Below are 26,105 nucleotides of genomic sequence, written 5' to 3'. Positions count from 1 at the left end.
CGGCTCCGCGCGAGCTTTCCGACTCTGACCACGGGGATGGCGTAAATGGTGAACGAGGAGAAGTACCTCGATTACCTCAAGCGGGCGACGTCCGACCTCCGCGAGGCCCGACGACGGCTGCGCGAGGTGGAGGAGCGGGAGCAGGAGCCGATCGCCGTCGTGGCGATGAGCTGCCGCTACCCCGGGGGCATCGACACCCCCGAGCGGCTGTGGGAACTCGTGGCCCGCGGCCAGGACGCCGTCTCCGCCTACCCCACGGACCGCGGGTGGGACGCCGAGGTCCTCTTCGACCCCGACCCCGGGACCGGGATCGAGGCGTACGAACAGGTCGGCGGCTTCCTGCACGACGCGGCCGACTTCGACCCCGCGTTCTTCGGGATCTCGCCGCGCGAGGCGCTCGCCATGGACCCCCAGCAGCGGCTGCTGCTCGAAACGTCCTGGGAAGCCTTCGAGCGGGCGGGCATCGACCCGGCGAGGCTGCGCGGCAGCCGTACCGGCGTCTTCGCCGGGCTGATGTACCACGACTACGCCGCACGGCTGTTCAGCGTGCCCGAGGAGATCGAAGGATTCCTCGGCAACGGCAGCTCCGGCAGCATCGCTTCGGGCCGTATCGCCTACACCCTCGGACTCGAAGGCCCTGCCGTCACCGTCGACACGGCGTGCTCGTCCTCGCTGGTCGCCGTACACCTCGCCGCCCAGGCACTGCGCAACGGCGAGTGCGCGCTTGCCCTCGCCGGCGGTGTCACCGTCATGTCGACTCCCGGTACCTTCACCGAGTTCAGCCGCCAGCGCGGCCTGGCGGGCGACGGCCGCTGCAAGTCGTTCGCCGCCGCGGCAGACGGTACGGGCTGGGGCGAAGGCGCCGGCATGCTCGTCCTGGAACGGCTTTCCGAGGCCCGCAAGAACAACCACCCCGTCCTCGCGCTGATCCGGGGCTCCGCCGTCAACCAGGACGGCGCCAGCAGCGGCCTGACCGCCCCCAACGGCCCGTCCCAGCAGCGCGTGATCCGCCAGGCGCTCGCCGGGGCGCGACTGTCGGCCACCCAGATCGACGCGGTCGAGGCGCACGGCACCGGTACCACGCTGGGCGACCCGATCGAGGCGCTGGCCCTGCTCGCCACCTACGGTCAGGACCGCCCCGACGGACGGCCGCTGTGGCTGGGCTCCATCAAGTCGAACATGGGTCACACGCAGGCCGCCGCCGGTGTCGCGGGCATCATCAAAATGGTCATGGCGATGCGCCACGGTGTCCTCCCGCAGACCCTGCACGTCGACGAACCGACCCCGAACGTCGACTGGTCCGAAGGCGCGGTCTCCCTGCTCACCGAGCCGATGCCCTGGCCCGAGACCGGCGCGCCCCGCCGCGCGGGTGTCTCGTCGTTCGGTATCAGCGGCACCAACGCCCACACCATCCTCGAACAGGCCCCGGACCCCGTCGAGGCCGCCGTCGAGGTCGAGCCGCCCGCCGTCGCACCGGCCGTGCCGCCGCTCTGGAACCTCTCCGCCAAGACCCCGGCCGCGCTGCGCGCCCAGGCCGGGAAACTGCACGCGCACCTGACCGCGCACCCCGGCCTGCGTGCCGGGGACGTCGCCCACTCACTCGCCGCCGGACGCACCGACTTCGAGCACCGTGCGGTCCTCACGGCCGCCGATGAACCCGGACTCACCCGCGCGCTGGAAGCCCTCGCGGCCCTGGGGCGCGAGGAGACGGCGACGGGGATCACACAGGGCCGCCCGGTGGCGGGAAAAACGGCGTTCCTGTTCACGGGGCAGGGGAGTCAGCGGCCGGGGATGGGCCGTGAGCTGTACGAGACGTATCCGGTGTTCGCGGACGCGTTGGATGCGGTGTGTGAGCGGCTTGACCTCGAACTGCCCTTGAGAGAGGTGCTGTTCGGCGCTGATGCTGGTCTGCTGAACGAGACCGTGTACACGCAGCCTGCGTTGTTCGCGGTTGAGGTGGCGTTGTTCCGGCTGGTGGAGTCGTGGGGTGTGAGGCCGGACTTCCTGGCCGGTCACTCCATTGGTGAGATCGCGGCTGCGCATGTGGCGGGGGTGTTCTCGCTGGAGGATGCGTGCGCGCTGGTCGCCGCCCGCGGCCGGCTGATGCAGGCGCTGCCGTCCGTTGGCGTGATGATCGCCGTTGAGGCGTCGGAGGCTGAGGTTCTGCCGCTGCTCACGGACCGGGTGAGCATTGCGGCGGTCAATGGCCCGCGGTCGGTTGTCGTCGCGGGTGACGAGGCCGACGCGGTCGCGGTCGCGGAAGCGTTCCCGGACCGCAAGTCCAAGCGCCTCACCGTCAGTCATGCGTTCCATTCGCCGCACATGGACGGCATGCTCGACGCTTTCCGTGCTGTGGCGGAGGGGCTGTCGTACGGGACTCCGCGGATTCCGGTGGTGTCGAACCTGACGGGCGCGCTCGTCACCGACGAGATGTCGTCCGCCGACTTCTGGGTCCGGCACGTCCGCGAGACCGTGCGTTTCCTCGACGGCATCCGCGCCCTCACCGACCGCAATGTCGCGCACTTCGTCGAACTCGGCCCCGACGGTGTCCTCTCCGCCCTCGCCCAGGAGTGCGTGACGGGCGAGGACGCGGTCTTCGTCCCCGTACTCCGCAAGGGCCGTTCGGAGACCGAGACCCTGACCGGCGCCCTCGCGCGGCTCCATGTGCGCGGGGTGGCCGTCGACTGGGACGCGTACTACTCCGGTACGGGCGTCCGGCGCGTCGATCTGCCCACCTACGCCTTCCAGCGCCAGGCGTACTGGCTCGACGCCGGCCGGCCCGTCGGAGACGTCTCCTCGGCCGGTCTCGGAGCGGCCGGTCACCCGCTGCTCGGCGCCGCCGTCGCACTCGCCGACCTCGACGGCTTCCTCTACACCGGGCGTCTCTCGCTCGACACCCACCCCTGGCTCGCCGACCACACCGTCATGGGGTCGGCCGTGCTGCCCGGCACCGCCTTCGTCGAACTCGCGATCCGCGCCGGCGACCAGGTCGGCTGCGACATGCTCGAAGAACTCACCCTTCACGCGCCGCTCGTACTGCCCCAAAGCGGAGGCGTGCAGATCCAGTTGTGGGTCGGAGCACCGGACGCCACCGGCCGCCGCACCCTCGGTGTGCACTCCCGCCCCGAGCCCGACTCGGACACCGTCGGCCAGGACCCCGACGGGGGAGAGCCGTGGACCCGGCACGCGGACGGCGTGCTCGCCACGGGTGCCCCGCAGCCGTCCTTCGCCCCCGAGGTCTGGCCTCCGGCCGACGCCACACCCCTGCCTGTCGACGAGTTGTACGCAGGGCTCGCCGAGGCCGGCCTCGAGTACGGCCCCGCCTTCCAGGGCGTACGCGCTGCCTGGGCGAGCGACGACGCGACCTACGTCGAGATCGAGGCCTCCGACGAACTGCGGTCCGATGCCTCCCTGTTCGGGCTGCACCCGGCACTCCTCGACTCGGCGCTGCACACCATCGGCGTCTGCGGACTCGTCGAGAACACCGGCCGCGGCAGGCTGCCGTTCGCCTGGTCCGGGGTGTCCCTCTACGCCGTGGGCGCCTCGGTACTGCGTGTACGGCTGACGAAGGCCGGACCGGACGCGGTGTCCCTGGCCCTGGCCGACGGCGCCGGACGCCCCGTCGCCGACATCGCGTCGCTCACGTTGCGCACAGTCCCGGCCGAGCAGCTCGACTCCGGGCGGGGTGCCCACCACGACGCGCTGTTCCAGGTGGACTGGACACCGATGGCCCTGCCCGGCGCGGCCGACGAGTGCTGGGCCTTGCTCGGAGAGCCGGTCCCCGCCGACGAGTCGGGAGACGCCGTCGCCCGCTACGGGGGCATGGAGGCTCTGAGCGCGGCCCTCGGCGCGGGTGCTCCCGTGCCGGACGCCGTACTCGTACGCCACTGCGTCGCGTCCGACCTCACCCCCGCGGCGGTCCACGAGGCAGCGCACCGGACCCTCCACCTGCTGCGGCACTGGCTCGCCGACGACCGGCTCGCCGACAGCCGTCTCGTCCTGCTCACCCACGGGACGGTCGCCCCAGGAGCCGGTGACCAGGTGACCGATCCGGTGCACGCCGTCGTCTGGGGCCTGGTCCGCTCCGCGCAGTCCGAGCACCCGGGCCGCTTCGTACTGGTCGACACCGACACCGAGACCGACACCGGCTGCGACTTCGATGTCGACCCCGACGGGGTGTCCTGGCAGATGCTCAGTGCCGTGCTCGCCTCCGGGGAGCCGCAGGCAGCCCTGCGCGGCGGCACTGCATACGCTCCCCGGCTGGCCAAGGTTCCCGCCGGCGCCCCCGCCGAGAAGCCGTCGTACGACGTCGACGGCACGGTCCTCGTCACGGGAGCCAGTGGCACCCTCGGTCGGCTCGTCGCCCGGCATCTCGTGACCGACCGTGGCGTACGGCATCTGCTGCTGCTGAGCCGCCGGGGCGCCGACGCTCCCGGTGCCGGTGAACTGGCATGTGAACTCGCTGAGTTGGGTGCCGACGTGACCTGGGCGGCGTGCGATGCGGCCGACCGGGACGCCCTGGCCGCTGTCCTGTCCGCGATCCCGGCCGCGCATCCGCTCACCGGGGTTGTCCACACCGCCGGTGTCCTCGACGACGGTGTGATCGGCTCGCTCACTCCGGAGCGTCTGGACACGGTCCTGGGCCCGAAGGCCGACGCCGCGCTCCACCTGCACGAGCTGACCCGGGACCTGCCCCTGTCCGCGTTCGTCCTCTTCTCCTCGGCCGCCGGAGTCTTCGGCGCGCCGGGACAGGGCAACTACGCCGCGGCCAACTCCTTCCTGGACGCCCTCGCCCAGCACCGGCGCGCCCACGGGCTCCCCGGCCAGTCGCTGGCCTGGGGCCTGTGGGAGGACACCGAGGGCATGGCGGGAGCCCTGGACCGTGCCGACCTCGACCGGATGAAGCGCGGCGGTGTCCACGGCCTCACCGCCGCCGAGGGACTCGCGCTGCTCGACCTCGCCGAGACCCTCGCGACAGCCGATCGTGAAACGGTCGGGCCGGCGCTGCTCGTGCCCATGCGACTGGCCCTTCCCGCCGTCGTCCCGGGCGGTGAAGTGGCCCCGCTGCTTCGCGGGTTGGTCCGCACACCGGCGAGGCGTGTCGCGGCCGGAGTCACCGGCGGAACCGAGAGGGGACCCTCCGCTCTGCAGCGGCGACTCCTTGACCTCAGCACGCCGGAGCGGGAGCGACTGCTCCTCGACCTCGTCCGCAGCCATGTCGCCGACGTGCTCGGCCACGGCTCCCCGGACGCCATCGAACCCGAACACGCCTTCAGCGAGCTGGGTTTCGACTCCCTCACCGCGGTCGAACTGCGCAACCGCCTGGGTGCGGCCGTCGGCAGGCGCCTGCCCGCCACGCTGATCTTCGACTACCCGTCCTCGCTCACCCTCGCCCGGCACCTGTCCGGCGAACTCGCGGGAGACCGGAACACGATCGCGCCCGCCGGGCCCCTGCCCGCCGTGGTCGACGACGACCCGATCGCCATCGTGGCCATGAGCTGCCGCTACCCCGGCGGAGTGACCACCCCCGAGGAGCTGTGGCAGCTCCTGGAGGGCGGCGGCGACGCGATCTCCGGCTTCCCCGCCGACCGCGGCTGGGACGTCGAGGCCCTGTACGACCCCGATCCCGACCATCCCGGCACCTCGTACACCCGCCATGGCGGCTTCCTGCGCGACGCCGCCGCGTTCGACCCGACGTTCTTCGGGATCAGTCCGCGCGAGGCCGTCGGGACCGACCCCCAGCAGCGACTCCTCCTGGAGATCACCTGGGAGGCGTTCGAGCGGGCCGGTATCGACCCGGCGACCGTGCGCGGCAGCCGGACCGGCGTGTTCGCCGGCGTGATGTACCACGACTACGCAGCCCTGCTGGAGCGCTCGCCAGACGGCGCCGACGGCTCGCTGGGCTCGGGCAGTACCGGCAGCATCGCCTCGGGCCGGGTCTCGTACACCTTCGGTCTCGAAGGCCTCGCCGTCACGATCGACACCGCCTGTTCGTCGTCGCTGGTCGCCCTGCACATGGCCATCCAGGCGCTGCGCACCGGCGAGTGCGACATGGCGCTGGCCGGAGGTGTCACCGTGATGGCGACCCCTGGTACGTTCGTCGGTTTCAGCCGTCAGCGCGGCCTGTCCGCCGACGGCCGCTGCCGGGCCTTCTCGGCCGACGCCGACGGCACGGGCTGGGGCGAGGGCGCCGGAATGCTGCTGGTGGAGCGGCTGTCGGACGCGCGGGCCAAGGGCCACCCGGTACTTGCCGTGGTGCGGGGCTCGGCGATCAACCAGGACGGCGCGAGCAACGGGCTGACGGCCCCGAACGGCCCCTCGCAGCAACGGGTGATCCGCGCCGCGCTGGAGAGCGCCGGCCTGTCGGCCGCCGAGGTGGACGCGGTGGAGGCGCACGGTACCGGTACGACCCTGGGTGACCCGATCGAGGCGCAGGCACTCCTTGCCACCTATGGTCAGGAGCACAGCGAGGACAGCCCGCTGTGGCTGGGCTCGGTCAAGTCGAACATGGGCCACACGCAGGCGGCGGCGGGCGTCGCCGGTGTCATGAAGATGGTCCTGGCCATGCGGCACGGACTGCTGCCGCTCACTCTGCACGCGGAGCAGCCCTCGCCGCACGTGGACTGGTCGGAAGGTGCGGTCTCGCTGCTCACCGAGGCAGTCCCGTGGCCGGAGACGGGCCGTCCGCGCCGAGCGGGTGTGTCGTCGTTCGGCATCAGCGGCACCAATGCGCACACGATCATCGAGCAGGCACCGGAGGAAGACGCACCTGCCGACGCCGATGCCGTGGTCGCGCCGGGGTTTCTGCCGCTGCGGCTCTCGGGCCGCAGTGCCGACGCCCTGTCGGCCCAGGCCCGCGCCTTGAGCGCCCACCTGAGCGCGCACCCCGACCTGTCCCTCGCGGACCTGGCGTACTCCCTGGCCACGAGCCGCGCCACGTTCGACCACCGAGCGGTCCTCGTCGCGGCGGACTGCACCACGGCAGCCACCGCGCTCGACGCGCTCGCCGACCGGCGTACGACACCGGGCTCGGTACAGGGCACGGTCAGCAAGGGCGGACGTACGGCGTTCTTGTTTACGGGGCAGGGGAGTCAGCGGCTGAGGATGGGCCGTGAGCTGTATGCGGCGTATCCGGTGTTCGCGGAGGCGCTGGACGCGGTGTGTGAACGTCTTGACCTCGAACTGCCGTTGAAGGATGTGCTGTTCGGGTCCGATGGCGCTGCGCTGGATCGGACGGCGGTTACGCAGCCTGCGTTGTTCGCGGTTGAGGTGGCGTTGTTCCGGCTGGTGGAGTCGTGGGGTGTGAGGCCGGACTTCGTGGCCGGTCACTCCATTGGTGAGATCGCGGCTGCGCATGTGGCGGGGGTGCTGACCCTTGAGGATGCCTGCACCCTGGTGTTGGCTCGTGGGCGGTTGATGCAGGCGCTGCCGACGGGTGGCGTGATGATCGCCGTTGAGGCGTCGGAGGATGAGGTTCTGCCGCTGCTGACCGACCGGGTGAGCATTGCCGCGGTCAACGGCCCGCAGGCCGTGGTCGTCGCGGGTGACGAGGACGCGGCCGTCGCGATCGCGGACGGCTTCGAGGCTCAGGGCCGTAAGTCCAAGCGTCTCACCGTCAGTCATGCGTTCCATTCGCCGCATATGGACGGCATGTTGGAGGACTTCCGTGCTGTGGCGGAGGGGCTGTCGTACGAGACTCCGCGGATTGCGGTGGTGTCGAACCTGACGGGCGCGCTGGTCTCGGATGAGATGTCGTCTCCCGACTTCTGGGTTCGGCACGTCCGTGAGGCCGTGCGTTTCCTGGACGGCGTCCGTGCCCTGGAAGCCGCCGGGGTCACGACATACATCGAACTCGGCCCTGACGGTGTCCTCTCGGCGATGGCCCAGGAGTGTGTGGGCAGCGAGGCCGTGGCCTTCGTGCCTGTTCTGCGCTCCGGTCGCTCTGAGGCCGAGACGGTCACCACTGCCCTCGCCCAGGTGCACGTCCGCGGTGTCGACGTGGACTGGCAGGCGTACTTCTCCCGTACAGGCGCCCAGCGCGTCGACCTGCCCACCTACCCCTTCCAGCGCCAGCGCTACTGGCCGGAGACCGGAATCCCGCTGCCCGGCGACACCGCCGGCCTTGGACTCGCCGCCGCCGGGCATCCTCTGCTGGGTGCCGCTGTGACACTCGCGGACGCCGACGGATGTGTCTTCACCGGCCGGCTCTCGCTGCGGACGCATCCCTGGCTCGCGGACCACGCCGTCATGGGTTCCGTACTGCTTCCGGGAACGGCTCTCGTCGAACTGGCCCTGCACGCGGGAGACCGCGTCGGAACGCGTGCCCTGGACGAGCTGACGCTTCAGGCCCCGCTGATCCTGACCGCGGAGGGTGCGGTCCAGCTGCAGGTCGTGGTGGGTGCGCCTGATGCCTCGGGCCGCCGCACGGTGGCCGTGTACTCTCGCCCGGACGCCGACGACGAGCCCTGGCTGCGGCACGCCGAAGGTCTCCTCGCAAACGAGGTCCGGGGCGCAACTGCGGACCTCGGCGTGTGGCCGCCGGCCCACGCGACCGCGGTGCCGGTGGACAGCGCCTATGAGATCCTCGACGCTTCCGGGCTCGCCTATGGGCCTCTTTTCCGAGGACTGCGGGCTGCCTGGCGGCGCGATGGGGAACTGTTCGCCGAACTGACCCTCCCCACCGAGGCGCAGACGGACGCCGACGCGTTCGGCCTGCACCCCGCCCTGCTCGACTCCGCGCTGCATACCCTGGCGCTGGGCGACCTGCTCAACGGCTCCGATGCCGATGCCGATGCGACGGGCGGTGCTGCCCGACTGCCGTTCGCCTGGAGCGGTGTACGGCTCCACGCGACCGGCGCCTCGGCGGTACGGGTTCGGCTGGCCGAGGCCGGTCAGGGCGCGGTGTCGCTGGAGGTGGCCGACTCCACGGGTGCGCCCGTCGCCTCGGTGGACTCGCTGGTGCTGCGGGCGATGTCGTCCGAGCAGATCGGCGCGGCGCGCGTCGGTCGCCGGGAGTCGCTGTTCCAGATCGACTGGACCGAGCTTCAGGCTGACCGGACAGCGGCTTCGGTCGACATCGAAAGCGCAGTGGTGGGCAAGGAGGTGCCCGGGCTGGACTCCACGCCGTACGCCGATCTCACCGCCCTGGCGACTTCGGACTCCGATGTCCCGGAGCTGGTGTTCATCACCACGGGAGCAGACACAGCCGCTGAGGCGGCCGTTGATGTGCTGCCGGGCGCAGTGCATGTGCGGGCATGCGACGCGCTCGCGGTCGTACGGACATGGCTGGCCGAGGAACGTTTTGCGTCCTCCCGTTTGGTGTTCGTCACCCGCGGCGCGATGACCGCCGGTCCGGCCGAGCCCGTCCGGGATCTCGCGGGCGCGGCGGTGTGGGGCCTCGTCCGTTCCGCCGCTACCGAGCACCCCGGCCGGTTCGCCCTGGTCGACATCGACGACGGCCTGCCCGAGCGGACAGTGGCGACGGCCTTGGCGGCAGGCGAGTCCGAACTGCTGGTCCGTGGGGGATGTGTCCTCGTGCCGAGGTTGGCGCGTGCTGTTGTCGTTGATGGTTCGGCTGGGTTGTTGGATTCCGAGGGCACGGTGTTGGTGACGGGGGCGGGTGGGACGTTGGGTGGTTTGTTCGCCCGTCATCTGGTTTCTGCGTACGGTGTGCGGCATTTGTTGTTGGTGGGTCGTCGTGGTGAGGCTGCGGTGGGTGCTGCTGAGCTGTCGGCTGAGTTGGCTGGGTTGGGTGCCCGGGTTTCGTGGGCGGCGTGTGATGTGGCGGATCGGGATGCTCTGGGGTTGGTGTTGGCTGGTGTGCCGGTGGAGCATCCGTTGGTGGGTGTGGTGCATGCGGCGGGTGTGCTGGATGACGGTGTGGTTTCGTCGTTGTCTGCGGAGCGTGTGTCGGCGGTGTTGCGGCCGAAGGTGGATGCGGCCTGGAATCTGCATGAGCTGACGCGTGGGTTGGACTTGTCGGTGTTTGTGTTGTTCTCTTCGGCTGCTGGTGTGTTCGGTGGTGCGGGTCAGGGGAACTATGCGGCGGCGAATGTGTTCCTGGATGCTCTGGCTGCGCACCGTAGGGCGCGGGGTCTGGTTGCTACGTCGCTGGCGTGGGGTCTTTGGGCTGGGTCCGGGGGTATGTCGGGTGAGTTGGACGCTGGTGATGTGTCGCGGCTCGGTCGTGGTGGTGTGGGTGCGCTGTCTGCTGGGGAGGGGGTGGCGCTCTTTGATGCTGTGTCCGGGTCCGGGCAGGCGTTGTTCGTGCCGGTGAAGCTGGATCTTGCTGCCCTGCGGGCCCAGGCAAGCAGTGGTGGCATGCTGCCGCCGCTGCTGAGCGGCCTGGTCCGTACCCCCACCCGCCGCGCGGCAGGCACCCCCCACACCGGTGCATCCGCGCCTGCGGAACGCCTCGCCGGGCTGTCGGTCGCCGAACAGGCGGCGTACGTGCTGGAGTTGGTCCGCAATCAGGTCGCCACAGTCCTGGGATATGCCGGGCCGGAGACGGTCGAGACCGACCGCTCGTTCCGCGAGCTGGGCTTCGACTCGCTGACCGCCGTCGAGCTGCGCAACCGGCTCGGCGCGGCCACGGGGCTGCGGCTCCCCGCCACGCTCGTCTTCGACTACCCGACCTCGGCGGTCCTGGCCGACCACCTGCGGGCGGAGCTGCTCGGAGCCGCGCCCGCGGCGTCGGCTCCCGTCGCGCTCGCGGCCCAGGACGACGAGCCCATCGCGATCGTGGGCCTGGGCTGTCGTTACCCCGGCGGAGTGGAGAGCCCGGACGACCTTTGGCGGCTCGTTCTGGAAGGCCGGGACGCCATCTCGGAGTTCCCGGACGACCGGGGCTGGGACGTGGACGCGCTGTTCGACGCCGACCCCGACCAACAGGGCACGAGCTACGCCCGCGAGGGCGGATTCGTGCGCGACGCCGGCCACTTCGACCCGGCTTTCTTCGGGATTTCGCCGCGTGAGGCCGTGGCGATGGACCCGCAGCAGCGGTTGCTCCTTGAGACGTCGTGGGAGGCGTTCGAGCGGGCCGGGATCGACCCGGCGGCCCTGCGCGGCAGCCGGACCGGAGTGTTCGCGGGCGTCATGTACCACGACTACGCCTCCCGCCTCACCGCTCTCCCCGAGGGCGTTGAGGGCTTCCTCGGCACGGGCAACGCGGCGAGTGTCATCTCCGGACGGCTCTCCTACGCCTTCGGCCTCGAAGGCCCGGCGGTCACCGTGGACACCGCGTGCTCGTCCTCACTGGTCGCCCTCCACCTCGCGGTGCAGGCGTTGCGCAGCGGGGAGTGCTCGTTGGCTCTCGCGGGCGGTGTGACGGTCATGGCGACCCCGGCGCCGTTCGTGGAGTTCAGCCGGCAGCGCGGGCTCGCGGCCGACGGGCGCTGCAAGGCGTTCTCGGCCGACGCCGACGGTACGGGCTGGTCCGAGGGCGCAGGCGTCCTGCTGGTGGAGCGGCTGTCGGACGCGCGCAGGAACGGTCATCCGGTGCTTGCGGTGGTTCGTGGTTCGGCGGTCAATCAGGATGGTGCGAGTAATGGTCTGACGGCTCCGAATGGTCCGTCTCAGCAGCGGGTGATCCGTCAGGCTCTGGTGAGTGCGGGTCTGTCGGCGGCCGAGGTCGATGTGGTGGAGGCGCACGGTACGGGTACGACTCTGGGTGATCCGATCGAGGCGCAGGCGCTGCTTGCGACGTATGGTCAGGAGCACAGTGTCGAGCAGCCGTTGCTGCTCGGTTCGATCAAGTCGAACATGGGTCACACGCAGGCCGCGGCCGGTGTCGCGGGCATCATCAAAATGGTTCAGGCGATGCACCACGGCGTGCTGCCCGAGACGCTGCACGTGGACGAGCCGTCCCCGCACGTGGACTGGTCGGCGGGCGCGGTCTCCCTCCTCACCGAGCAGATGGCCTGGCCCGAGACCGGCCGTCCGCGGCGCGCGGCCATCTCGTCCTTCGGCTTCAGTGGCACCAACGCCCACGCCATCATCGAGCAGGCTCCCGAGCCTTCGGAGCAGCCCGACACACGACCGGAGCCCGCTCGGGCTCCCAGCAGCCTGTCATGGCTCCTTTCGGCGAAGAGCCCGGACGCTCTGCGCGACCAGGCCGCGCGGCTGCGGGCCCACGCGATCGAGCACCCTGATCTGTCCCTCGCCGACGTCGGCTACTCCCTGGCCACGAGCAGGACTGCGCTCGACCGCCGGGCTGCCGTGGTCGCCGGGGACCGTGAGGAATTCCTGACGGGTCTCGCGGCGCTCGCCGAGGGCGCCACGGCGGCCAGCCTGCTGGAGGGTTCGCCGGTTGGCGGAAAGCTGGCGTTCGTGTTTACCGGGCAGGGGAGTCAGCGGCTGGGGATGGGCCGTGAGCTGTATGCGGCGTATCCGGTGTTCGCGGAGGCGTTGGATGCGGTGTGCGCTCGGCTGGATCTTGAAGTGCCGTTGAAGGATGTGCTGTTCGGGGACGAGGGTGATCTCCTCGACCGGACTGCCTATACGCAGCCTGCGTTGCTCGCGGTTGAGGTGGCGTTGTTCCGGCTGGTGGAGAGCTGGGGTCTCAGGCCGGACTTCCTCGCCGGTCATTCGATCGGTGAGATCGCGGCTGCGCATGTCGCCGGGGTTCTCTCGCTGGAGGATGCGTGCGCGCTGGTGGCCGCCCGCGGCCGGTTGATGCAGGCGCTGCCGTCCGGTGGTGTGATGATCGCCGTTGAGGCGTCGGAGGCTGAGGTTCTGCCGCTGCTGACCGACCGGGTGAGTATCGCGGCGGTCAACGGCCCGCGGTCAGTCGTGATCGCGGGTGACGAGGATGCTGCGGTCGCGGTCGTGGACGCGTTCCCGGACCGCAAGTCCAAGCGCCTCACCGTCAGTCATGCCTTCCATTCGCCGCACATGGACGGCATGCTCGACGACTTCCGTGCTGTGGCGGAGGGGCTGTCGTACGAGACTCCGCGCATCCCGGTGGTGTCGAACCTGACGGGCGGGCCGGTCTCGGACGAGATGACGTCCGCCGACTTCTGGGTACGGCATGTCCGTGAGGCGGTCCGCTTCCTCGACGGCATCCGGACGCTGGAGGCCGCGGGTGTCACCACCTACATCGAACTCGGCCCCGACGGTGTCCTCTCCGCCATGGCGCAGTCGTGCGTCACCCGCGACGACGCAGCCTTCGTCCCGGCCCTGCGCGCCGACCGCTCCGAAGAAGAGACGGTCACCTCGGCCCTCGCCCAGGCGCACCTGCGCGGGATCACCGTCGACTGGGACACGTACTACTCCGGTACCGGCGCCCAGCGCGTCGACCTGCCCACCTACGCCTTCCAGCGGCAGCGCTACTGGCTGGAGGCACCCGCCCACGCACTGAGCGGGGACGTGGCGTCCGCGGGGCTCGGCTCCGCCGGGCATCCGCTCCTCGGCGCGGCGGTCGAACTGCCGGACTCGGACGGGTTCCTGTTCACCGGGCGGCTCTCCCTGCGCACCCATCCATGGCTTGTCGATCACAGGGTGGCGGGCACTGCCCTGCTGCCAGGCGCCGCGCTGGTGGAGCTGGCCGTGCGCGCCGGGGACCACGCAGGCTGCGATCTGCTGGAGGACCTCACGCTGGAGGCGCCGCTGGTGCTGCCCGAAGCGGGAGGGGTTCAGCTGCGGCTTGCCGTGGCGGAGCCCGACGCGTCGGGACGGCGGGTCTTCCACGTCTACTCGCGCCCGGAGGATGCCGCGTCCGAGGAGCCGTGGACCCGTCACGCGGGCGGAGTTCTGGCCGTCGAGGGCGGCAGGGCGGCCGAGGCCGAGGCGCAGCCCGAGTGGCCGCCGGCCGGAGCCGTGCCCTGCCCGGTGGAGGAGCTGTATCCGTCGTTCGACGCCATCGGGCTCGGCTACGGCCCGGCGTTCCGCAATCTGCTGCTCGCCTGGAGGCGCGACGACGAGGTGTTCGCCGAGGTCGCCCTCAGCGAGGACCGGCGGCCGGAGGGCGCCCTCTACGGGCTCCACCCGGCGCTGCTCGACGCCGCCCTCCACGCGGTCGGCCTCGGAGATTTCTTCCCCGACGGCCCCGAGGGGGCGAGGCTGCCGTTCTCGTGGGACGGCGTGCGGCTGCACGCCGTGGGCGCGGCGGCGCTGCGGGTACGCATGGCTCCGGCCGGCCAGGACGCGGTCACGCTGGCCCTCTCCGACGACACGGGACAACCGGTCCTCACCGTCGACTCGCTCGTTCTGCGTCCCCTCGCCCTCGACGGTCCCGGCGGCTCGGACAGCGGACCGGGCTCCCTGCGGGATGCTCTGTTCCAGGTCGACTGGCCCGTGCTGCCATTGCCCGAGGCGCAGCGGCCGGCCGAGGGACGCTGGTCCCTGCTGGGTGGCGACCCACTGAAGCTGGGTGCCGCGCTGGAGCGGACCGGGGTCCTGGATCGGGCCGCGGTGTTCGGTGCGGACTCCGAGGCCGGCGGCGTGCACCACCATGGCCTGCCCGCTCTCGGCGAAGCGGTCGATCTGGCCCAGGCCCTCGGGGAACCGGCCCCTCAGACGGTCCTTGTCTCCTTGGCACCCGATCTCGGCACGGCGGGCGGCCTCGCCTCGGCCGCGCACTCCGCCGTCACGGACGCTCTGGAGCTGATCCAGTCCTGGCTGGCGGACGAGCGGTTCGCCGCCTCACGGCTGGCGGTCGTCACTCGTGGTGCCGTCTCGACGGACCCCGACGAGGATGTGGAGGACCTGGCGCACGCCGCGGTGTGGGGCCTGGTGCGCTCCGCACAGGCCGAGCACCCGGACCGGCTGGTGCTGGTCGACCTCGACAGCGAGGACGACTCGTACCGGGCCCTGCCCGCGGTGCTCGACAGCGACGAGACCCAGCTCGCCGTACGCGACGGCGTCGTCCTGGCTCCGCGCCTGGCGCGGGCGGTCATCGCACCGGCCGCGGACGACACGGCCCCGGACCAGGGCCTGGACCCGGAGGGCACGGTCCTCGTCACGGGAGCGAGCGGCACACTGGGCGGACTGCTCGCCCGTCATCTGGTCGCCGAGCACGGCGTACGGCATCTGCTGCTCACCAGCCGCCGTGGCGCAGCCGCCGACGGCGCCGTACAACTCGCGGACGAACTGGCCCGGTCGGGCGCACAGGTCACCTGGGCGGCGTGTGATGTGGCCGACCGGGACGCGCTGGCCGCGCTGCTGGAGTCCGTGCCCGAGACGCATCCGCTGACGGCCGTCGTGCACATCGCCGGTGTGCTGGACGACGGCACGGTCGAGTCGCTGACCGCCGAGCGGGTGGACAAGGTGCTGCGGCCCAAGGTCGACGCCGCGTGGAATCTTCACGAGCTGACCCATGGCCTCGATCTGGCCGCTTTCGTCCTGTTCTCCTCGGCAGCCGGCGTGTTCGGCAACGCGGGGCAGGCCAACTACGCCGCGGGCAACACCTTCCTGGACGCCCTCGCCCAGCACCGCAGGGCACAGGGCTTCACGGCGGTCTCGCTGGCCTGGGGCCTGTGGGACGACGAGGCGGGCATGGCAGCCACTCTCGACGACCAGGACCGGCGGCGGCTCGGCCGGGGCAGCATGAACCCGCTGTCGGCGGCGGAGGGACTTGCTCTCTTCGACGCCGCACTGCCGGGCAGATCGGCCTCCGGCGCTGTGCCCGAGGAGGCGCGGGCCGCGAGCGTGCTCGTGGCGGCACGGCTCGACCTGGCCGTACTCCAGGCCCAAGTGGATGACGCCGTACCGCCCTTGCTGCGCGGCCTGCTCCGTACCCCGGTACGGCGCAGGGCGAGCGGCTCGACGGCCGACGCACCGGACTCGCTCGCGCAGCGGCTCGCCCAGCTGCCGCCCGCCGAACGGGACCGGGTGCTGCTCGACCTGGTCTGCACCCAGGTGGCCCAGGTGCTGGGCCACAGCGGTGCCGGCGCGATCGAACCGGGCAGCGCCTTCAAGGAGCTCGGCTTCGACTCGCTGACCGCGGTCGAGCTGCGCAACCGGCTCGGCGCGGTCACCGGGCTGCGGCTTCCCGCCACGCTCATCTTCGACTACCCCACCCCCGAAGCGCTGAGCGGCTATCTGCGCTCCGCGCTGCCCCTCGACGACGACGGGCCGTCCGTCCTCGGTGAACTCGACCGGCTGGAGGCCGCCTTGAGCGCGGCGGACGCGGACAGCGTCCTGCGCTCGCGGATCACGATGCGCCTCCAGGCCCTCATGACGAAGTGGAACGACGCACAGGACGCGAGTGGTGCCGCCACGGACGAGGACGTCGACGGCGACGACCTCGAAACGGCAACCGACGACGAACTCTTCGATCTGCTCGACGACGAGCTCGGCGCTTCCTGAGCAGCCGCGCGGAGCGCCTCCCCCGCCGCTTCCCGAGCGGGGACGGCCTTCGCCGGCACCAGCGCAACAGGCCACGGGACCCCGCCCGCCGGGCACCCCTGGGGCCGCCCAGACGACCGACCGTACAACCGCCTCTCTGGCATGGAGCCCACGCAATGGTGAACGAGGACAAGCTTCGCGACTACCTCAAGCGGGCGACCGCCGATCTGCGCCAGGCCCGCAGGCGGCTGCGCGAGGTCGAGGAGAAGAACCAGGAGCCCATCGCCATCGTCGCGATGAGCTGCCGCTACCCCGGGGGCGTCCGCACCCCCGAGGACCTGTGGCGGCTCGTCGAGAACGGCGAGGACGCCGTCTCCGGCTTCCCCGTCGACCGCGGCTGGGACGTGGAGTCGCTCTACGACGCCGACCCTGACAGCGCCGGATCCAGCTATGTGAGCGAGGGCGGCTTCCTCTACGACGCCGCCCGCTTCGACCCCGCCCCCTTCGGGATCTCGCCGCGCGAGGCACTGGCGATGGACCCGCAACAGCGGCTGCTGCTCGAAGCGTCGTGGGAGGCGTTCGAGCGGGCGGGTATCGATCCGTCGTCCGTGCGCGGCAGCCGGACGGCCGTGTTCGCCGGCGTGATGTACCACGACTACACCGCGCGTCTCGGCACCGTGCCCGAGGGTGTCGAGGGCTTCCTCGGCACCGGCAGCTCCGGAAGCATCGCCTCGGGCCGCGTGGCCTACACGTTCGGTCTGGAGGGTCCGGCGGTCACGGTCGACACGGCCTGCTCGTCCTCGCTCGTCACCCTGCACCTGGCGGTTCAGGCGCTGCGGGCCGGCGAGTGCTCGCTGGCACTGGCGGGCGGTGTCACCGTGATGGCGACCCCCGCGACCTTCACCGAGTTCAGCCGCCAGCGCGGCCTGGCGCCGGACGGGCGCTGCAAGCCCTTCGCCGCCGCCGCCGACGGTACGGGCTGGGGCGAAGGCGTCGGCATGCTCCTCGTCGAGCGGCTCTCGGACGCGCGGGCCAAGGGGCATCCGGTGCTTGCGGTGGTCCGTGGTTCGGCGATCAACCAGGACGGTGCCAGCAATGGTCTGACGGCTCCGAACGGTCCGTCGCAGCAGCGCGTCATCCACCAGGCGCTCACCAACGCCCGTCTGTCGGCGGCCGATGTGGACGTCGTCGAGGCGCACGGTACGGGTACGACGCTCGGTGACCCGATCGAGGCGCAGGCCATCCTCGCCACGTACGGGCAGGACCGGCCGGCCGACAGGCCGCTGCTGCTCGGTTCGATCAAGTCCAACATCGGTCACACACAGGCGGCGGCGGGTGTCGCGGGCATCATCAAGATGGTCGAGGCCATGCGCCACGGTGTTGTGCCCAAGACCCTTCACCTCGATGAGCCGACCCCTCATGTGGACTGGGAGGCGGGCGCAGTCTCCCTGATCGGCGAGACGATCGCCTGGCCGGAGACCGGTGAACCCCGTCGTGCGGGTGTGTCGTCGTTCGGGTTCAGTGGGACGAATGCGCATGTGATTGTGGAGCAGGCTCCGGTGGTTGAGGAGTCTGTGGTGGTTGGTGGGGTTTCGGGTCTGCCGGTGGTGCCGTGGGTGTTGTCGGGCAGGAGTGCGGGGGCGTTGCGGGCGCAGGCGGGGCGGTTGTCGGGTTGGCTTGCGGGTGGGTCGGTTGTGGATCCGGTGGATGTGGGCTGGTCGTTGGCGTCGTCGCGTGCGGGTTTGGATCATCGGGCTGTGGTGTTGGGTGATCATGCGGTGGGTGTGGCGGCGGTGGCGTCGGGTGGTCTTGGCGCGGGTGTGGTGACCGGGTCGGTTGTGGGTGGGAAGACGGTGTTCGTGTTCCCGGGGCAGGGGTCGCAGTGGGTGGGTATGGCGGAGGCGCTGTTGGATGCTTCGCCTGTGTTCGCTGCGCGGGTGGATGAGTGTGCGGAGGCGTTGGAGCCTTTCACTGGTTGGTCGTTGCGGGATGTTTTGCGGGGTGTGGAGGGTGCGCCGTCGTTGGAGCGGGTGGATGTGGTGCAGCCTGCGTTGTTTGCGGTGATGGTGTCGTTGGCGGAGGTGTGGCGGGCTGCGGGTGTGTGTCCGGGTGCGGTGATCGGTCATTCGCAGGGTGAGATTGCTGCTGCGTGTGTGGCGGGGATTTTGTCGTTGGGGGATGCGGCGCGGGTGGTTGCGTTGCGGAGTCAGGTGATTGGGCGGGTGCTGGCGGGGCTGGGTGGCATGGTGTCGGTGTCGTTGCCTGCGGGGGATGTGCGGGAGCTGATTGGTCCGTGGGGTGAGGAGCGGATTTCGGTTGCTGCGGTGAATGGGCCGTCGTCGGTGGTGGTGTCGGGTGAGGTGGGGGCTCTGGATGAGTTCCTGGCTTTGTGTGAGGCGGATGGGGTGCGGGCGAGGCGGATTGCGGTGGATTATGCGTCGCATTCGGCGCAGGTGGATTTGTTGCGTGAGGAGTTGGCGGAGTTGTTGGCTCCGATTGTTCCTCGGGTTGGGGAGGTGCCGTTCCTGTCGACGGTGACGGGGGAGTGGGTGCGGGGGCCGGAGCTGGATGGTGGGTACTGGTTCCGGAATCTGCGGCGGACGGTGGAGTTGGAGGGGGCTGCCCGGACGCTTCTGGAGCAGGGGTTTGGTGTGTTCATCGAGTCGAGTCCGCATCCGGTGCTGAGTGTGGGGTTGCAGGAGACGGTGGAGGATGCGGGCCGTGAGGCCGCGGTTGTTGGTTCGCTGCGCCGTGATGAGGGTGGGCTGGAGCGTTTCTGGCTGTCGTTGGGTGAGGCGTATGTCCGGGGTGTGGGTGTGGACTGGGATGCGGTCTTCGCGGGTACGGGTGCGCGGCGGGTGGATCTGCCCACCTACGCCTTCCAGCAGGAGCACTACTGGCTCGAAAGCGGCACCGGCGAGGACACCACGGCCACCGCGCACCCCGTCGACACCGTCGAAGCCCGCTTCTGGGAGGCCGTCGAGCGTCAGGATGTGGCCGCGCTCACCGCCGAGTTGGACGTCGACGAGGACGAAACGCTGACCGCGCTGCTGCCCGCGCTGTCGTCGTGGCGGCGGCAGAGCCGTGAGCAGTCCACCGTGGACGGCTGGCGCTACCGCGTCACCTGGAAGCCGGCGCCGGACCCCGCGACCGCCCGCCTCTCCGGCACATGGCTGGTTGCCGTTCCCGACACCCTGACCGGCCCGGCCGACGAGTGGGCCGGAGCGGTCCTCCGTGCACTCGCCGAACACGGCGCCGACGTACGGCAGATCGCCGTCGCCCGGACGGAGGACGGCCGGGCCGGTCTTGCCGAGCAGATACGCGACCTACTCGGGGACGGTCCCGCAGTGTCGGGCGTCCTGTCCCTGCTGACTCCCGCGGGGACCGACGAGCCGCTCAATGTCTCCGCGCCCGGTGGCGTGATCGCCACCCTGTCCCTCGTCCAGGCCCTCGGCGACGCCGAGGTGAGCGCGCCGCTGTGGTGTGTCACGCGCGGCGCCGTCTCCGTGGCCCGTTCCGAGCAACTGGCCGACCCTGCACAGGCGCCGGTCTGGGGCCTTGGCCGGGTGACCGCGCTGGAGCACGGCGAGCGCTGGGGCGGACTGGTCGATCTGCCCGGCACGGACGCCGTGGACGACCGGGCGCTGGCCCGGCTCGCGGGCGTGCTGGCGGGCGACGCCGCCGAGGACCAGGTGGCCGTGCGCGCCTCCGGCCTCTTCGTGCGCAGGCTCGTACGCGCCCGTCTCGCCGAGACGCCGGCAGCGCGGGAGTGGCGTCCGCGGGGCACGACTCTCGTCACCGGCGGTACGGGCGCGCTCGGCGCGCATGTGGCCCGCTGGCTCGCCGGGAACGGGGCCGAGCACCTGCTCCTCACCAGCCGCCGCGGCCCCGACGCCCCCGGAGCGGCCGAACTGCGCGACGAACTCACCGCCCTCGGGGCACAGGTCACCATCGCCGCCTGCGACATGGCCGACCGCGACTCCGTCGCCGCCCTCATCGCCGCCATCCCCGCCGACCAGCCCCTCACCGCCGTGGTGCACACGGCGGCCGTCCTCGACGACGGGGTCATCGAGACGCTCACCCCCGGCCAGATCGAGCGGGTCCTACGGGTGAAGGTCGACGCGACGCTGCATCTGCACGAGCTGACCCGCGATCTGGACCTGTCGGCGTTCGTCCTCTTCTCCTCCTTCGCTGCCACCTTCGGCGCTCCCGGTCAGGGCAACTACGCGCCGGGCAACGCCTTCCTGGACGCCTTCGCCGAGTACCGCCGGGCAGCCGGACTGCCCGCCACCTCCATCGCCTGGGGCCCCTGGGGCGACGGCGGCATGGCCGAGGGCGCGGTCGGTGACCGGATGCGCCGCCACGGCGTCATCGAGATGACGCCCGAACGCGCCGTCTCCGCGCTCCAGCACGCCCTGGACCGCGACGAGACGACGCTGACCGTCGCCGACATGGAGTGGAAGCGGTTCGTCCTCGCCTTCACCTCCGGTCGCGCGCGGCCACTGCTGCACGACCTGCCCGAGGCGCGGGAGGCCATGGAGGCCATCCGTACGGACCCAGCGGAGGACACCGGCAACGCCGCCGCACTTGCCCAGCAGCTCACCGGCCGGCCCGAGGCCGAACAGGAGCGGCTGCTCCTCGAACTCGTCCGTACCGCCGTCGCCGCCGTCCTCGGCTACGCGGGACCCGACGCGGTCGAGGCCGGCCGGGCCTTCAAGGAGCTCGGCTTCGACTCCCTCACCTCCGTCGAACTGCGCAACCGCCTGAACGCGGCCAGCGGCCTCAAGCTGCCGCCCACCCTCGTCTTCGACTACCCGACGCCCACCGTTCTCGCCCGGCACCTGCGGGCCGAGTTCTTCGGGCAGGGCGCGGCATCCGCGGCCCTCGTGCCGACGGCCGCCGTCTCCGACTCCGAGCCGATCGCCATCGTCGCGATGAGCTGCCGCTTCCCCGGCGGGGTCCGCAATCCCGAAGAGCTGTGGCAGCTGCTCACCTCCGACAGCGACGCACTGTCGCAGTTCCCCCTGGACCGCGGCTGGGACGTCGACGCGCTGTACGACCCCGACCCCGACGCGCAGGGCACCTCGTACACCCGTGAGGGCGGCTTCCTCTCCGACGCCGCCGCCTTCGACTCGTCGTTCTTCGGGATCTCGCCGCGCGAGGCTCTCGCCATGGACCCGCAGCAGCGCCTGCTCCTGGAAACCTGCTGGGAGGCGTTCGAGCGGGCGGGCATCGACCCGCAGACCCTGCGCGGCAGCCAGTCCGGTGTGTTCGTCGGCACCAACGGCTCCGACTACTCCAACCTCGTACGGGCCGCCACGGACGGCCTCGAAGGCCACCTGGCCACCGGCAGCGCGGGCAGCGTCGTCTCCGGCCGACTCTCCTACACCTTCGGCCTCGAAGGTCCGGCCGTCACCATCGACACCGCCTGCTCGGCCTCGCTCGTCGCCCTGCACCTGGCCGTGCAGGCCCTGCGCAGCGGCGAGTGCTCGCTCGCCCTGGCCGGCGGTGTGACGGTCATGTCGACGCCCGGCACCTTCATCGAGTTCAGCCGTCAGCGCGGCCTCTCCACCGACGGCCGCTGCAAGGCATTCTCCTCGGACGCCGACGGATTCAGCCCGGCCGAGGGCGTCGGCATGCTCCTCGTCGAGCGCCTTTCGGACGCGCGGGCCAAGGGGCATCCGGTGCTTGCGGTGGTCCGTGGTTCGGCGATCAACCAAGACGGTGCCAGCAACGGCCTGACCGCCCCCAACGGGCCTTCCCAGCAGCGCGTGATCCGGCAGGCCCTGGCCAACGCCCGTCTGTCGGCGGCCGATGTGGACGTCGTCGAGGCGCACGGTACGGGTACGACGCTCGGTGACCCGATCGAGGCGCAGGCCCTGATCGCCACGTACGGCCAGGAGCGCCCGGCCGCACAGCCGTTGCTGCTCGGCTCGATCAAGTCGAACATCGGCCATGCCCAGGCAGCGGCCGGGGTCGCGGGCGTCATGAAGATGGTGCTCGCCATGCAGCACGGCGTGCTGCCGCAGAGCCTGCACATCGCGGAGCCCACCCCGCACGTCGACTGGAGCGCGGGCGAGGTCGCCCTGCTCACCGAAGAGCGGGCATGGCCGGACACCGGCCGCCCCTGGCGGGCCGGCGTCTCGTCGTTCGGATTCAGCGGCACCAACGCACACGCCATCATCGAACAGGCCCCGGCCGAACCGGGGTCCGGCGACCGGGAAACCCCTGAGCCGCCGACCGAACCCCTACTGGCCGCGACTGCCCCGGACGACGCCGCGTCCGACCGGCCCGCCGTGCTGCCCTGGACGCTGACCGCCAAGAGTGAGAAGGCGCTGCGCGGCCAGGCCGAACGCCTGCTGACGCAGCTCGCAACCCACTCCGACCTGCGACTTGTCGATGTCGGCCACTCCTTGGCCACGACCCGTACCGCACTCGACCAGCGCGCCGTGCTCATCGGCCGGGACCGCGAGGACTACGTCGGAGCCCTGAGCGCTCTGGCCTCGGGGGGCACGTCACCCCTGCTCGTTCAGGGGGCTGTTGTCGGGGGGAAGACGGCGTTCGTCTTCCCCGGACAGGGGTCGCAATGGGTAGGCATGGCGGAGGCGCTGTTGGATGCTTCGCCTGTGTTCGCTGCGCGGGTGGATGAGTGTGCGGAGGCGTTGGAGCCTTTCACTGGCTGGTCGTTGCGGGATGTTTTGCGGGGTGTGGAGGGTGCGCCGTCGTTGGAGCGGGTGGATGTGGTGCAGCCTGCGTTGTTTGCGGTGATGGTGTCGTTGGCGGAGGTGTGGCGGGCTGCGGGTGTGTGTCCGGGTGCGGTGATCGGTCATTCGCAGGGTGAGATTGCTGCTGCGTGTGTGGCGGGGATTTTGTCGTTGGGGGATGCGGCGCGGGTGGTTGCGTTGCGGAGTCAGGTGATTGGGCGGGTGCTGGCGGGGCTGGGTGGCATGGTGTCGGTGTCGTTGCCTGCGGGGGATGTGCGGGAGCTGATTGGTCCGTGGGGTGAGGAGCGGATTTCGGTTGCTGCGGTGAATGGGCCGTCGTCGGTGGTGGTGTCGGGTGAGGTGGGGGCTCTGGATGAGTTCCTGGCTTTGTGTGAGGCGGATGGGGTGCGGGCGAGGCGGATTGCGGTGGATTATGCGTCGCATTCGGCGCAGGTGGATTTGTTGCGTGAGGAGTTGGCGGAGTTGTTGGCTCCGATTGTTCCTCGGGTTGGGGAGGTGCCGTTCCTGTCGACGGTGACGGGGGAGTGGGTGCGGGGGCCGGAGCTGGATGGTGGGTACTGGTTCCGGAATCTGCGGCGGACGGTGGAGTTGGAGGGGGCTGCCCGGACGCTTCTGGAGCAGGGGTTTGGTGTGTTCATCGAGTCGAGTCCGCATCCGGTGCTGAGTGTGGGGTTGCAGGAGACGGTGGAGGATGCGGGCCGTGAGGCCGCGGTTGTTGGTTCGCTGCGCCGTGATGAGGGTGGGCTGGAGCGTTTCTGGCTGTCGTTGGGTGAGGCGTATGTCCGGGGTGTGGGTGTGGACTGGGACGCGGTCTTCGCGGGCACGGGTGCGCGGCGGGTGGATCTGCCCACCTACGCTTTCCAGTCGCAGCGGTTCTGGCCGGAGGCTGCTGGGGTCGGGGCGGCGGTGGTGTCTGCGGAGAGTGCGATTGATGCCCGGTTCTGGGAGGCCGTCGAACGTGAAGACCTTGAAGCGCTCACCGCGGAACTTGACATTGAGGGCGACCAGCCGCTGACCGCGCTGCTGCCCGCGCTGTCGTCGTGGCGGCGGCAGAGTCGTGAGCAGTCCATGGTGGATGGCTGGCGCTACCGCGTCGTCTGGAGGCGGATTGCCGAGCCTGTCCAGAATCGTCTGTCCGGCGTGTGGCTGGTTGTCGTTCCCGAGGTGCTGACCGGCCCGGCCCGGGAGTGGGCGGGTGCTGTTCTGCGTATGCTCGCCGAGCGCGGCGCGGACATCCGTACCGTGATCGTCTCCGCCGACGCGGCCGACCGCGAACGTCTCGCCGTGAGGCTGGAGGCCGAGGCGGGCGAGGCCGCACCGACCGGTGTCCTGTCCCTCCTCGCCCTCGCCGATGAGGGCGCCTTCACCGCCGAAGGCAGCACGCTCCGTACCCACACCGGACTCGTCACCACGGCCGCGCTCGTGCAGGCACTCGGTGACGCCGATGTGTCCGCGCCCCTGTGGTGCGTCACGCGCGGCGCTGTCTCCGTGGCCCGTTCCGAGCGGCTCCACGACCCGGCGCAGGCCCTCATCTGGGGCTTCGGCCGCACGGTCGCACTGGAGTACCCCGACCGCTGGGGTGGTCTGCTCGACCTGCCTGCCGACCTCGACGACCGGGCGATCGCCCGTCTGGTGGGTGTGCTGGCGGGTGACGCGGCCGAGGACCAGGTGGCGGTGCGCGCCTCGGGTCTGTTCGGCCGACGCCTGGCCCACGCGCCCCTCGCGGACGCCACCGCTGTACGGGAGTGGCGTCCGCGGGGCACGACCCTCGTCACCGGCGGTACGGGCGCGCTCGGCGCGCATGTGGCCCGCTGGCTCGCCGGGAACGGGGCCGAGCACCTGCTCCTCACCAGCCGCCGCGGCCCCGACGCCCCCGGAGCGGCCGAACTGCGCGACGAACTCACCGCCCTCGGGGCACAGGTCACCATCGCCGCCTGCGACATGGCCGACCGCGACTCCGTCACCGCCCTCATCGCCGCCATACCCGCCGACCAGCCCCTCACCGCCATCATGCACACCGCGGGTGTCCTCGACGACGGAGTCATCGACGCACTGACTCCCGAGCGGTTCGCGACCGTTCTCGCCCCCAAGGCGGACGCGGCGCTCACCCTCCACGAGCTGACCCACGACCTGGACCTGTCCGCGTTCGTCCTGTTCTCCGGTGTCGCCGGCACGCTCGGCGACGCGGGACAGGGCAACTACGCCGCCGCCAACTCCTACTTGGACGCCCTCGCCGAGCAGCGGCACGCCGACGGCCTGGTCGCGACCTCCGTGGCCTGGGGCCGCTGGGGTGACAGCGGGCTCGCCGCGGGCGGCGCTATCGGCGAGCGGCTCGACCGCGGAGGCGTGCCCGCCATGGCGCCCCGCTCGGCGATCCGTGCGCTGCAGCAGGCTCTCGACCACGCGGAGGCGGCCGTCGCCGTCGCCGACATCCAGTGGGAGCGGTTCGTGCCCGGCTACACCGCCGTGCGGCCCAGCCCGTTCCTCGGCGACCTGCCCGAGGTGCGGCAGCTGGCCGAGTCCGCACCGGCCACCGGCGAAGCGGGCGGGAACTCCCCGGCCGAGGCGCTGCGCCGACGGCTCGCCGTCATGCCGCAGGCCGAACAGGCCCTGGCCGTACTCGAACTGGTCCGCTCCCACGCGGCCACCGCCCTGGGGCACCCCACGACCGACGAGGTGGGCGCGGGCCGCGCGTTCAAGGAGCTCGGTTTCGACTCCCTGATCGCGCTGGAGCTGCGCAACCGCCTCAACGCCGCAACCGGGCTGAGGCTCCCGGCCACGCTCGTCTTCGACCACCCGACCCCGACCATCCTGGCCGAGTTCCTCCGGGCCGAGATCACCCAGGACGGCAGTACCGGGGCCGCCCCCGGAATAGCGGAACTCGAAAAGCTGGAGTCCGCGTTGTCCGTTCTCGACCCGGACGGTGAAACGCGTACCGACATCGCGCTGCGTCTGCAGGCTCTCCTGGCGAAATGGGGTGAACCGCACACCGAAACCAGTGGCGAGGCCGTGACCGAGAAACTTCATGAGGCCACGCCCGACGAGCTCTTCGATTTCATCGAGAACGAGCTCGGTATTTAGCACAGCGGACAGCAG

General features: G+C 71.2%; 2 protein-coding genes. Both read left to right on the top strand.

Annotated elements, in window-relative coordinates:
* The first annotated feature begins 45 nt into the window (after positions 1-45).
* On the top strand, positions 46-16,305 hold the full coding sequence (locus tag OG293_RS07535; protein ID WP_405997991.1) for a type I polyketide synthase: 16,260 nt from the start codon (positions 46-48) through the stop codon (positions 16,303-16,305).
* Positions 16,306-16,460: 155 nt separating this feature from the next.
* Complete coding sequence (locus tag OG293_RS07530) at positions 16,461-26,090, top strand: type I polyketide synthase (RefSeq protein ID WP_405997990.1); 9,630 nt, start codon at positions 16,461-16,463, stop codon at positions 26,088-26,090.
* The last annotated feature ends 15 nt before the right edge of the window (positions 26,091-26,105 follow it).

The sequence above is a fragment of the Streptomyces sp. NBC_00829 genome, from assembly GCF_045161795.1.
Lineage (GTDB): Bacteria > Actinomycetota > Actinomycetes > Streptomycetales > Streptomycetaceae > Streptomyces.
This window is presented reverse-complemented; position numbering and strand designations above follow the sequence as displayed.